Origin of the sequence: Tardiphaga sp. OK245, assembly GCF_900108575.1 — a bacterium.
GTDB classification, from domain to species: Bacteria; Pseudomonadota; Alphaproteobacteria; order Rhizobiales; family Xanthobacteraceae; genus Tardiphaga; species Tardiphaga robiniae.
In genome coordinates this window covers 640,793-653,211 of sequence record NZ_FNWZ01000003.1, presented here as the reverse complement: position 1 = coordinate 653,211, position 12,419 = coordinate 640,793, and the positions used below count along the sequence as shown (strand labels likewise).

Sequence of the window (12,419 nt, the reverse complement as noted above, 5' to 3'; positions counted from 1 at the left end):
GGGAAGTAGTGAGTAAAGCAGAAGCGGGTAATCCGCCGACTCGCATCAGCGACGCAGTGAAGGGAGCGACGGCGGCTTGCCGCCGGGCCTTTCTCGCCATCGGGGTCTTCACGGCCGCGATAAACCTTCTGATGTTGACCGGCTCATTCTTCATGTTGCAGGTCTATGATCGGGTGATACCGAGCCGAAGCGTTCCGACATTGATCGGACTGATCGTGCTCGTGACAATGCTTTACGGCTTCCAAGGTATTCTTGACTTCATCCGTCAGAGGTTGCTGGTCCGGACGGCCCGTGGAATTGACGAACGGCTGGGTTCATACGCCTACCAAGCGATCGTTGAGCTTCCCTTGGGACCGAACGGCGGCAAGGACGGCCTTCAGCCCGTCCGCGACCTGGATCAGGTTAGGAGCTTTCTGTCGAGTTTGGGACCGACGGCTCTTTTCGATCTGCCGTGGATGCCCCTCTATCTGGGCCTCTGCTTTGTCTTCCATTTCTGGATCGGCATAACGGCTCTCGTCGGGGCGATCCTTCTGGTCGTGCTCACCATCTGCACGGAGGTCCTCACGCGGGATCCCGTCAAATCATCGTCCGGATTCGGCTCCATCCGGATGGCAATGGCGGAGGGAAGTCGGCGCAATGCGGAGGTCCTTCGCTCCATGGGCATGACGAAGAGGATGTCTGCCCGTTGGTCCATCTCCAACGACCGTTATCTGGATGCCCAGCAAAAGGCCTCCGATGTCGGTGGCGGTCTGGGTGCGACTTCGCGAGTGCTGCGAATGCTGCTCCAGTCGATGGTGCTGGCCGTGGGTGCCTATCTCGTCATCAATCAGCAGGCGTCAGGTGGGGTCATCATCGCCAGTTCGATCCTGACGTCGAGGGCCTTGGCGCCGGTCGAGCTTGCCATTGCGCACTGGAAGAATTTTGCGGCCGCGAGGCAGAGCTGGCGCCGCCTGACGGGAGTGATCGACAAGCTTGGAGCGATAGGAGCGCCGATGGCGCTGCCTGCACCGCATACGTCCCTGTCTGTCGAGGGAATTAGCGTGGCGCCACCGGGCGTCCAGCGGCTGGTGGTGCAGAACGCGACCTTTAAGCTAGAGGCAGGTCAGGGGCTTGGCATTATCGGGCCGAGTGCGTCTGGTAAGTCTACTCTTGCCCGCTCGATCGTCGGCGTCTGGCAGGCCGCGCGCGGCAAGATCAGAATCGACGGTGCGGCCTTAGAGCAATGGGAGCTTGAGGCTTTAGGGGCCCATATCGGCTACGTGCCTCAGGACGTCGAGCTGTTCGACGGCACGATCGCAGAGAACATTGCAAGGTTTGCGGCTGAGGCAGATCCAGCCGCCGTTATCGATGCCGCAAATCAAGCGGCGATACACGACATGATCCTGCGCCTTCCGGAAGGCTACGACACGAAGATCGGGGAAGGCGGGTCCGCTCTCTCTGCGGGCCAGCGGCAGCGCGTGGCTTTGGCCCGGGCGCTCTACGGTTCGCCGTTCCTGGTTGTGTTAGACGAACCCAATTCGAACCTCGATGCGGAAGGTGACCAAGCGCTTACAAAGGCAATCGCTGGGGTTCGAAAGCGGGGAGGTATCGTCATTGTTGTCGCACATCGTCCGGCTGCGCTCGCCGCAGTCGATCTCGTCCTGATGATGTCCAATGGGCAGGTGCAAAACTTCGGGCCGAAGGATGAAGTCCTGAAACAGGTCCTGGAACCCGCGCGACCGGCTCTGCGGGCTGGGCCTGCGGTTGTGGATGCAGAGCGACGCGCATGACCCAGGGGAACGTGAAGCGAAGCGATTGGACACCTGCCGATCGATCGGTCCGCGCCCATGGGATTTGGGGCGGGGCGGTGCTCCTCCTGCTCGTGGTCGGCGTCGGTGGCTGGGCTGCGTTCACAGAGCTTTCCGGCGCCGTGGTGACCTCAGGCGTGGTTGTCGTCGAGTCCGAGGTCAAGAAGGTCCAGCACCCGACCGGCGGCGTCATCGGAGAGATCCGGGTAAAGGACGGCGATCGAGTACGCGAGGGAGACGTCGTAATCCGGCTTGATGAGACGGTTACGCGCGCCAACCTGGCCATCGTGATCAAGAGCCTCAACGAAATGGTGGTCCGCCAGGCCAGACTGGAGGCAGAGCGCGACGGGGCAGAAAGCGTTGTCTTTCCCCCAGAGCTTGTCGCCCAGCAGGATCAGTATGAGCTCGCGGGTGTGATCGCGGGAGAGCGACGCCTGTTTGAACTGCGCAAGTCGGCGCGCGCGGGACAGACGGCTCAGTTACGTGAGCGGATCCTACAGTTGCAGGAGGAGATCTCCGGCCTTTCCGGGCAGTCAGCTTCCAAACGTCGCGAGATCGAGTTCGTCAACCGCGAACTCGTCGGTCTCCGGGATCTCTGGGACAAGAAGCTGGTGCCGATCAATCGGGTCATGATGCTTGAGCGAGAGGCTGTGCGGCTTGATGGCGACAGCAACCAGTACGTCGCAAGCGCAGCCCAAGCGAAAGGCAAGAAGGCGGAGACGGAGCTGCAGATCATCCAGATCGATCAAGATCTACGCAGTGAGGTCGCCAAGGAGTTGCGGGAGATTCAGGGAAAGTCAGCGGAGCTCGTCGAACGGAAGGTCGCGGCGGAAGACCAGTTGAAACGCATCGATCTCCGGTCGCCACAGAACGGCAACGTTCATCAACTCACAGTGCATACGGTCGGCGGCGTCATCGGGCCCAGTGAGCCGCTCATGTTGATTGTTCCCGAGAATGACGCCCTCACCGTGGAAATTCGGATCGCTCCTCAGGACATCGATCAGATACGCTTAGGGCAGCCGGTGAATCTGAGGTTTTCAGCATTCAATCAACGGACGACGCCGGAAATCGTGGGGTTACTCAGCCGGATTTCCGCCGATATCTCTCAGGATCAAAAGACGGGCGTAAGTTATTATCTTGGCAGGGTATCCCTCTCGTCGGCTGAGCTATCGAAGCTCGCAGGCCTCAAACTGCTGCCAGGCATGCCGGTCGAAGCTTTCGTCCGTACCGAAGATCGAACAGTTCTGTCCTATCTGGTGAAGCCGTTGCACGACCAGATCGCAAAAGCGTTTCGCGAGAGATAGTGCACGCTCGCTGGCGCCGATGCGTGGTCGCGAATCTATCGGTCGAATGTGACGACCTACGCCGCCTCGACGGAGATGGTGGAGATCCGGAACGGCGTACGCGATCACCCGCTGCGTGGAGCGAAAAGCCGCCGACGTTGACGGAGAGATTTGAGGTGAGGTCGGTCTCCGTATAGTCGGTGAACGGTTTGGCGGTGAAGATGCCGGCATTGTTGACCAAGCCGTCGATCCGTCCGAACTCCTTCAGGGGGCGAGCGACGAGCCGGTCGGCGGTGCTATCGTTCCCAATGTCGCCGTCAACAACCAATATGCTATCGTCCGGAGCATAGCTTTCGGCCTTGATCGAGCGCGAGTTCGCAACGACGCCCCATCCCGCCTTCCGGTACCCCAAAACTAAGCCTGCCCCTATGCCTTGCGATGCTCCCGTTACGATGACGACCTTGGTTGGAACATTACCCACTGTTTGTCTCCTCCGCTGTTGCTTGTGTGGCGTCAGTGGAGGCGTTGTGCTTCCGGCGACGCCTAGCAAATAGCGGTTGGGCACAAGATCGTATTGGACTGGGGTGAACACTTTTGACCGGCGATGGCGAAAGGCGAAATAAGCGACGGCGGCTCATGGCGCAGAGCTGACGTCGAGATGCAAATTTGACCTATTTGATCTGACCCGTATTTGACGTGGCGTAGCCATCATCGGGTCCAGCGACCTTCGTGGAAATCGCGGTTGTTATTGATCGTATTCACTTGAGGACAGCAGCGCTTCGAGAGATGTTCTCTGCCAAGGTCTTAAGGCTGGGCAGGAAGGTTTTTAGCAACTCACGTCGATCGATTGCAGACATGAAATAAGTCATGCCAACGGTCGCAAGCACCTTGTCGCCACTCATGATTGGGATGGCGATCGTCCCGGATGAGCGAGGGTCGACGGCGCGATCCCGCTCGGCATAGCCTTGCTTCCGGATTGATCTCAGCATCGACAATGTCTGTGCGCGATCCCCGATGAGTTGATCTTCATCATCCGTCGATCGCGAAAGGAGATCGAGCAACATCAAGCGCTCTTCAATAGGGCAGAATGCCAGATAGGCGCGACCCAGTGCGCGACGCAGCAGGCTGAGATGCATGTTGATCGTTCCGTGGAACGGCGACACCGGACTGTCCGCAATGGTGCTGAAGCGCACGACCACGGACGTGTGGTCGAGAACGCCGATCGCCAACGGCCACTGATGCTGTGACGTAAAGGACAGCGCCCACGGTCGCGCCGCTTCGACCACCAGCGGGTCACCATGAAAGCCGTTGCTCAGGGATTTGACGCGCGACGCCACCGTGTAGCCGCCTTGCCTGCGGTCATTGGCGGCATAACCCATGGCGCACAACGATTTCATCAGCCGAACGATAGTCGATTTCGGCAGGCCCGTCGCGAGATGAAGGATCTGGATCGAGGCGACGCGATGCCGGTTCAACTCCTCCAGCAGGATGAGCGTGCGGGCTGCCGCTTCGACCTTCGGTGAACGGGGGGCCATACCAAGATTCCACTCTGCGGAACGCTGGCGAATAGATATGGCAAATGGCCCGGCTGGTTGCAATATCGGCCCAACAGAATGCGCCGGTGTCCGTTCAGGCCACCGAAGCGAAACCGTGTCGTGGGAGAAAGTGCCGTGTCTTGCGGAGAGGTCAGGGCGCCGATGGCGTCGTCGCGCCGCGCCAATATCGCGTGGCGGTCAGTTCACCTGCGATGTCCGGAAAACGTCAGGCGTTGCCGCGATCTGTCGCGCACGCGCCGACCCAGGCGGCGTGCCGCGCGATGAGGCGTGGGCTGCGGCCCAGCCATTCATCGGCAGATCGCCATTTTCTCAGAAACCAGCATCCACTGAAGGGCAGTCATCATGGCCGAGAATTCCGCTTCATATCCTGACACTGTCGCGCTCCCGCCGCTCTCGCGCCCGAAGGAGGTCGAGGAGTTGCTGGTCGATGCGATCGATCTGCATTGCCACAGCGGGCCTGCCGCGATGCCGCGGATACTTGATCACTATGAGGAGATGCAGGACGCTGCCGCTGCGGGTTTTCGCGCGGTGCTGTATAAGGATCACTTCTATCCCGGGATGGCGCATGCCATCATTCTGGAAAAACTGTTTCCGCAGTCCGGCGTCCGCCTGTATTCGGGCGTGGCGCTGAACAATGCGTCGGGCGGCATCAACCCGCACGCGGTCGATCATGCGATCAAGCTCGGCGGCAAGATCGTCTGGATGCCGACACTTTCGGCGGCGAACCATATCAACGTTCAGGCCAGCGGTCAGGCCAAGACATTCCCGAAGACATCCCAGAAGATGCTGGATCCGATCCCGCTCACGGCGCTGGACGCCAACGGCAAGCTCACGGATGACACGAAGAAGGTCATCGATCTGATCGCGGAGGCCAACAACATCCTGGCTGGCGGTCACCTCCACGTCTCGGAACAGCACGTCCTCTTCGAGGAGGCCAAACGCCGCGGCGTCAAGAAGATGATGGTCAATCATCCGACCTACGTGGTCGGCTTTGCCGATAGCGATATTCGCCAGTTGGTCGCGCTCGGCGTGACGATGGAACATTCCATCTGCATGTTCATCGAAGGCAAGTCGAAGAAGTTCAGCGGAGACGATCTGGCCCACCTCATCGAGGTCGCCGGCGTGGACAGCACCATTCTGTCGTCCGATCTGGGCCTGCTCGGTTCGCAGCGTCCGGTAGATGGTTTCCGTAGCATCACGCAGATGCTGCTCGATCTGCAGATGCCGCACGCCTCGATCAAGAAACTGATCAGCGAGAACGCGGCGGCATTTCTCGATCTGCCGGCGAAGCGCGCCGCTCAATAGAATCCTGACCGACAAGAACGACCGGGGAAGGTCGGCCAACAAGATCGACGAGGAAACCATGAACGTGGATCGCGAAAGCGAAGAAGCCCTGATGAATCGCATCATGTGGCGGGTCATGCCGCTTGTGATGGCGATGATGATGCTGGCCGTGATCGACCGGTCGAATGTCGGCTACGCCAAACTGCAGATGGCCAGCAGCCTGGGCATGTCCGAGACCGTGTACGGACTGGCGTCCTCGCTGTTCTTTATCGGCTATTCGTTCTTTGAAATCCCGAGCGCGCTGGCCGCGCACAAGTTCGGTGCGCGGCTCTGGTTTGCGCGTATCCTGCTGACATGGGGCATGCTGACGGTGCTGCTGGGTTTCAGCATGACTGGCTCGATGTTTGCGGCAGTACGCTTCCTGGTCGGCGTGGCCGAAGCGGGCGCGTATCCGGGCATCATCTTCTACCTCACGCTCTGGTTTCCCAAGCGCTACCGCGTGCAGGCCGTGGCGCTTCTCACCATCGGCAGTCCGCTCGGCAACATGTTCGGCTCGCTGTTCGGCGGCATCCTGCTGGATTTCGACGGGATGCTCGGTCTCGCCGGCTGGCAATGGGTCTTCATCGCCACCGGCGCGCCTGCGGCTATCCTGTTCGTTCTGGTGATGCGCTATCTTCCCGACAACCCGCAGACGGCCGGTTTCCTGTCGTCCGAGGAGAAGGAGCGGCTGGCGGCCGCGCTCGGCCGCGATGAAATCGCCACCACCATGCATACCAGTCCGCTCCGCGTCCTGATCGACGCAAGGGTGTGGTGGTTTTCGTTCGTCTACACGCTGATCACGCTGTCACTCTACGGAATCATCTATTGGTTGCCAACGGTCGTCAAAGGATTCGGCACGACCGGCACGCAGAATGGTATCTTGAATGCACTGCCATGGGCTGTGGCTGCCGCGGTCCTGGTCTGGCTCCCGCGCCATCTGCGCGAGCACCGCACAGTGCTGATCGGCATGGCGGTGATCGCTTTGTGCGGGATGGGGGCGTTCTTCACCTCGACCCTGCTGACCGAGAACTGGATGCGTTATGTGGCGCTCGCGGTCGGCACCCCATGCGTCTCGCTGATGTTTCCATGCTTCTGGTATTTGCCGTCGCAGATCTTCAAGGGGGCGCATGCGGCGGCGGCGATTGCAGCCATCAGCACGATCGGCAGTCTCGGGGGCTTTGCCGCGCAGAATCTCATGCCCTGGGTCGCGGGCTTGTCGGGCAGTGCGCTGGCTGCGATGTCGGTACCCGCCCTCAGCCTGGGTCTGCTGGCCGCCAGCGCATTCGCGATGTTGCTGACATGGCGCGTCCTGCCGAAGACGGACGGCGAGAGTGAGGTCACTGTTGCGGCTGCTGCCGCTCGCCGGCAGGTCGTGTCATGATGGCGCTTCCGTCGGACATGCGGGCGGTCAGGATCGCCCGCTTCGGCGGTCCCGAGGTGCTGGCGCTTGGCGAAGAGGCTTTGCCGACTCTGGCGCGCGGCGAAGTGCTGGTGCGTGTGGTGGCGGCCGGCGTGAACCGGCCAGACATCCAGCAGCGCCGCGGACTCTATCCGCCGCCGCCCGGCGCAACGGAGATTCCAGGCCTCGATATTGCCGGTATTGTGGTCGCGACAGCGCCGGATGTGAACTGGCCACGGGTCGGCAGTGCGGTCTGCGCGCTGGTCACCGGCGGCGGCTATGCGGAGTATTGCAGCGTGCCTGCCGTGCAATGCATGTCGATCCCTCGGGGATACGACTTCGCACAGGCTGCGGTGCTCCCCGAGGTGCTGTTCACCTGTTGGAACAACGTCATTCTGCTCGGCAAGCTGGCGGAGGGTGAGAGCATCCTCGTACAGGGTGGCACCAGCGGTGTCGGCATGGCGACCATCCAGATCGCAAAGCTGCTGCGATCGGCGCGTGTCTTCGCCACGGCCGGGTCCGAAACCAAGCGTCAGATCTGTCGCGATCTCGGCGCGGAGATCGCGCTCGACTATCGCTGCGATTGGGTCAAGCCGCTGGTGGAAGCGACGCAGGGGCAGGGCATCAACGTCATCCTCGACTCGCAGGCTGGTCCTTACACCAATCTGGAGCTGGAACTGCTGGCCTTCGATGGTCGCCTTGTCCTGATCGCGAGCCACCTCGGTGAACGCGCCGACATCAATGTCCGGCAGATCGTGCGCCGCCGGCTGACGCTGACGGGGTCGACGATCCGGCCGCGTCCGCCGGAATACAAGGGCTGGATTGCCAAGGCCCTGATGCGCGAGGTCTGGCCATTGCTCGAGGATCGGCGGATGCGGCTCAGCATCTGTGCGGCATTTCCGCTGGAGGACATGGCCAAGGCGCATGCCCTGATGGATGCCAATGAGCAGATCGGCAAGGTCGTGCTGATCGTCGATCCGGCCCTTGCCTATGTGGTGCCGGACGGTCGACCGAACTAGAGCACGAAAGACGACGTGATGAGTGATGTCCTGTCAATGCCGGTCGCGGCGGCCGAGGAGTTTCTCGCCGATCTGTTCGAGCGCGCCGGTCTTCCGTCGCTGGCGTCCGGGCAGATGGCGTGCGCGCTGGTCGATGCCGATGTGGCCGGCCTGCCGTCGCACGGTCTGTCGCAGGCCGACATGTATATTCGCCGGCTTCGCCTCGGGAGTGTGTCGTCCGTTGTGAAGCCGATCGTGGTTGAGAGTCGCGCGGCAATGGCTGTGCTGGATGCGCAGGGCATGTTCGGCCATCTGGCGGGTGACGCGGCCATGCAGATGGCCATTGAGCGCGGTAAAGAGACGGGTGTCGGTGTCGTGGCGGTTCGCAACAGTTTTCACTTCGGCGCGGCGGCCCGGTATACACGCCAGGCAAGTGCCCGTGATTGCATCGGCATCGCCATGTGCAACACCAAGCCGATGATGCCGGCTCCTGGCGGTCTGGAGAAACTGGTCGGTAACAATCCTCTCTCGATCGCTCTTCCGGTGTCCGACGGGCCCGAGTTTGTCCTGGACATGGCGCTGAGTGAAGCTGCGCTCGGCAAGATCCGTGTCTATGAGCGGGAAGGGAAGCCGCTCCCGCCGACATGGGCCGTCGACCGCAACGGGGAGCCTACGACGGATGCCAAGGCCGCTATCGACGGCATGCTGTTGCCGTCGGGCGGCGCGAAGGGCTTCGGCCTGTCGCTGGCGATCAATCTGATGTGCAGCCTGCTGTCGCAGGGGCCCGGCGGCGACGAGGTTGTGCCGCTCTATGGCGACCTTTCGAAGCCGTTTCTGTGTTCGCTGCTGTTTCTGGCGATCGATATCGAACACTTCCGGCCGGCCGAAGACTTCCGCAATGAAGCGTCCGCCGAGCTCGCGAAAGTTCGCGCGTCGCGCGCGCAGGTGCCGCCCCGTACGCCGGGTGAACGCAGTTGGACGAAGCGCCAGGGCGATGGCGGGCGGATCGATATTCCACGCGCATTGTCCGCGACGTTGAACGCGCTGGCAGAGGAAATGGGATCGCCGAAGCGTCTGCCGTCTTAACGGTACGCGCTGCCAAAAAGCATCACCGTAAAAATTGAAATGAGACCGGCCGTCATGTCGACGGCCGCAGAACGGACAGGAGCACGGGCGATGCAGGCGCCGCGTCAAAAGGTTTTCATCACTTGCGCCGTCACCGGCAATCTGACCACGCCGGAGCAGACACCGCATCTGCCGATCACGCCGGCGGAGATCGCCGAGGCCTGTCTCGGGGCCGCCGAGGCCGGCGCCGCCATCGTGCATATCCATGTGAGGGAGCCTTCCACCGGGAAGCCTTCGATGGAGCTCGAATATTACCGGGATGTTGTTGACCGGATACGCGCGAAAAACGCCCAGCTGATCCTCAACATCACCACGGGCCCCGGCGGCCGTTTCGTTCCATCCACGGACCAGCCACGCGTCGCAGCGGCGGGAACGACGCTGATCGCACCTGAAAAACGTGTCGAGCACATCGCCGCGCTTCGCCCGGATATCTGTACCCTCGACCTCAACACCATGAATTCGGGCAGGGAAGTCGTCATCAATACGCCCGGCAATGTCAGGCGGATGGCGAAGGTGATCCGTGAGGCCGGGGTAAAGCCGGAAATCGAGCTGTTCGATTCCGGCGATATCGCGCTGATGAATGATCTGCTGAAGGACAACACACTCGACGGGCCCGTACTCTGTTCCTTCGTCATGGGGGTTCGTTATGGCTTCCAGCCAAGTCCCGAGACGGTCATCTACGCCCGCAACATGCTGCCGCCGGATGCTCAGTTCACCGCAATCGGCATCGGCAAGACGTCATTCCACAATGTCGCGCAATCCTATCTGTGCGGCGGACACGTTCGCGTTGGTCTGGAAGACGCCGTCTATCTGTCGCGCGGGCAACTCGCGCCATCGAATGCTGCCATGGTGGAGAAGGCCCGGCGCATCGTCGAGGAACTCGGCGGAGCGATCGCATCGCCACGCGAGGGGCGGGAGATCATCGGCCTTCCCACCCGCCTAGCGGCAAGCTAACGGAGGTCTGCCGGATGACGCGTCTCAACGTTACCGTCGGCCGAACGGCCCTCAAGAATCCGCTGATTGCCGGATCCGCGGAGCATCATATCGACCCCGAAGGCGTACGTCGTGCGCTGCGCGCCGGCGTTGGCGCGGTGGTGGTCAAGTCCATCAACGAATCCGAGCGCGGCCGTGACCAGCTGCAGCGCGCCGAATACATGCTGCTCGACAGCGAGTGGCGCGAAATGGCGTGGACGCCGAATGCGCCTGACACGGCATTCATCGCCTGTCGCTCTGGCCTGACGCCGCAGAGCTTCGATGCGTGGCTCGATCAGACAGTCCAGCTCGATCGCGAGGCCAGCCAGGTCGAATCCTATGCGGTCGCGAGCCTGATCGTTGCGGACCTCGCGCGAACGGTCGAGATGGCCATGCAGGTCGAGCAGGCGGGCCTGCGCGTCCTCGAGCTGAATATCGGCACGCCCTATGCCAGCCAGGCAAAAGGTGTGGTGTCCACCGAACTCGATCCCGAGCGCGTGTCCATGATCGTGTCTGCGGTACGGCAGGCGATCGGCATCCCGCTATGGGTCAAGATCACCGGACAGAGCGAGCGCGTGCCGGACCTGGCAGATGCCGCATTTCGCGCGGGCGGCGAAACCGTGGTCATGGCCGGGCGGCTGCTCGGCTTCGTGCCTGATGTCGAGACCATGCAGCCGTTTCTGGGAACGACGCTAGGCGTCGGAGGATACTGGAATCTGCCGCTGACGTGTCACTGGCTGGCTGTGTCGCGGCAACAGCTTGGCGGCGACAAGCCGCTGATTGCGACCAATGGCGCACGCACCGGTCTCGATGTCGTGCGCATGATGCTCGCCGGCGCCAGCGCGGTGGAGATGGCGTCTGCGGTGATGCTGCGCGGCGCGGCCGTGCTGTCATCCGCGTTGGATGAACTCGACGCTTACCTGCGCGGCAAGCGGATGACCGCCGCCGAACTGGTTGGCAGGGCTGCAGACCAGCGCAAGACATTCGCCGACATGCCGCTGCGCACCGACAACTGGAGAAAATACATTGCCGATCAGCTTTAACGCGGGCGCGCCGTCCGTGCGCTGCGCTTGACGGGTGGTGGTTGATGAGCGCCGCGTCCGTGCCCGAGCTTGTGCGAGATCTGGCGTGCCGCCTCGATGAGCTGGGCGACGTCGGACGGCCGTGTCTTCTCCGGCAGGACCTGGATCGATGCCACGATGGCGACCGAGGCGATGCAGGCATCCTGCGCGTCGAAGATCGGCGCGGCCACCGCATTCATCCCGATCAAGCTCTGCTCTGGGGCCGTGGCAAAACCAAGACGCACGATCTCCAGATATTCCTGTTCGAGCTTGCGGACGGAAACAATGGTCTTGTCGGTGAAACGCTGCAAGGGCTGCGCGAGGACGCGCGCCCTCATGGGGCTGGGGGCGAAAGCCAACAGGACCTTTCCCTGCGCCGACGCATGGAACGTCAATTCGCTCCCCGGGCGAACGCCGAGTTCAATCGCCGCCGTGCCCGACAGCTTGTGCAGGATCAATGCGCCGCGCGGCGTCATCTCGGAAAGAACGACGAAATGGCCAAGGGCATCGCGCAACTGCCGCATCGGTCCTTCCGCGAGCTGGATGAGATCTGCATCAGGCGCGTGCCGGGCGAGCAACCGGCCCTTCGGACCGATGCTGTAGCGCGAGGTGCTGGAGTTCTGCGTGAGATACCCGCGGTCGACCAGCGTCTGCAGATGCCGATGCACCGATCCCTTCGTCATGCCCAGACGGTCGGCGATCTGCGTCACGCCCAGTTCATCGTCCGAGAATGCAACGGCTTCCAGTACGTCGATGGCCAGTTGCACAGAGTGGACGCCGGTTGATGCTGAATCGCTCATCGTTTCTCAATTTCGTGTTCGCCTGTGCTGAACAACGTAGCGAACTGGAATGCAAGTGCAATGTGATTGATGCGTTGAGCGTCGCGGGCATATGCCCCGAAACTATTGACACGAC

The 12,419-nt window shown here is 61.9% G+C and carries 11 protein-coding genes; 8 read left to right on the top strand and 3 right to left on the bottom strand.

The window, feature by feature from the left end; all coding sequences use genetic code 11:
- Positions 1 to 8: 8 nt before the first annotated feature.
- Together BLW80_RS15715 and BLW80_RS15710 are read left to right on the top strand one after the other, a co-directional pair.
- Positions 9 to 1,769, top strand: a complete 1,761-nt coding sequence (locus BLW80_RS15715) for a type I secretion system permease/ATPase (protein ID WP_502688607.1) — start codon at positions 9 to 11, stop codon at positions 1,767 to 1,769.
- Positions 1,766 to 3,091: an HlyD family type I secretion periplasmic adaptor subunit gene (locus BLW80_RS15710; RefSeq protein WP_093758671.1), complete on the top strand. Its 1,326-nt coding sequence runs from the start codon at positions 1,766 to 1,768 to the stop codon at positions 3,089 to 3,091. Before BLW80_RS15715 ends, BLW80_RS15710 begins: the two co-directional genes overlap by 4 nt.
- Here the strand turns inward: BLW80_RS15710 and BLW80_RS30785 are convergent.
- Both BLW80_RS30785 and BLW80_RS15700 read right to left on the bottom strand, forming a co-directional pair.
- Complete coding sequence (locus tag BLW80_RS30785; protein ID WP_139285840.1) at positions 2,973 to 3,551, bottom strand: SDR family NAD(P)-dependent oxidoreductase; 579 nt, start codon at positions 3,549 to 3,551, stop codon at positions 2,973 to 2,975. The genes BLW80_RS15710 and BLW80_RS30785 overlap by 119 nt on opposite strands.
- 277 nt (positions 3,552 to 3,828) lie before the next feature.
- Positions 3,829 to 4,668 (bottom strand): DNA-binding transcriptional regulator, encoded by an 840-nt coding sequence (locus BLW80_RS15700; RefSeq protein WP_139285839.1) that lies wholly within the window; start codon positions 4,666 to 4,668, stop codon positions 3,829 to 3,831.
- 300 nt (positions 4,669 to 4,968) lie between these two features.
- On the opposite strand from BLW80_RS15700, the gene BLW80_RS15695 reads away from it, so the two are divergent.
- From BLW80_RS15695 to BLW80_RS15670, 6 genes are read left to right on the top strand one after another with little or no spacing between them, the layout of a single operon-like run.
- Positions 4,969 to 5,931: a DUF6282 family protein gene (locus BLW80_RS15695; protein WP_244528259.1), complete on the top strand. Its 963-nt coding sequence runs from the start codon at positions 4,969 to 4,971 to the stop codon at positions 5,929 to 5,931.
- Between the two features lie 58 nt (positions 5,932 to 5,989).
- Positions 5,990 to 7,330, top strand: coding sequence for an MFS transporter (locus BLW80_RS15690; RefSeq protein WP_093758669.1), 1,341 nt, complete (start codon positions 5,990 to 5,992; stop codon positions 7,328 to 7,330).
- A complete protein-coding gene (locus BLW80_RS15685) occupies positions 7,327 to 8,367 on the top strand; it encodes an NAD(P)H-quinone oxidoreductase (RefSeq protein WP_244528257.1) in 1,041 nt (346 codons plus the stop codon). The genes BLW80_RS15690 and BLW80_RS15685 overlap by 4 nt, the downstream gene beginning before the upstream one ends.
- Positions 8,368 to 8,385: 18 nt before the next feature.
- On the top strand, positions 8,386 to 9,432 hold the full coding sequence (locus BLW80_RS15680) for an Ldh family oxidoreductase (protein ID WP_093758668.1): 1,047 nt from the start codon (positions 8,386 to 8,388) through the stop codon (positions 9,430 to 9,432).
- 54 nt (positions 9,433 to 9,486) lie between these two features.
- Entirely contained in the window at positions 9,487 to 10,425 is a 939-nt protein-coding gene (locus tag BLW80_RS15675) for a beta-keto acid cleavage family enzyme (protein WP_502688606.1), read from the top strand.
- A gap of 14 nt (positions 10,426 to 10,439) precedes the next feature.
- Positions 10,440 to 11,486: a tRNA-dihydrouridine synthase gene (locus BLW80_RS15670; protein WP_093758667.1), complete on the top strand. Its 1,047-nt coding sequence runs from the start codon at positions 10,440 to 10,442 to the stop codon at positions 11,484 to 11,486.
- On the opposite strand, the gene BLW80_RS15665 is transcribed toward BLW80_RS15670, so the two are convergent.
- The gene (locus BLW80_RS15665) at positions 11,483 to 12,304 is read right to left on the bottom strand and encodes an IclR family transcriptional regulator (protein ID WP_089265626.1); all 822 of its coding nucleotides are present in this window, start codon (positions 12,302 to 12,304) and stop codon (positions 11,483 to 11,485) included. The genes BLW80_RS15670 and BLW80_RS15665 overlap by 4 nt on opposite strands.
- Positions 12,305 to 12,419: the final 115 nt, after the last annotated feature.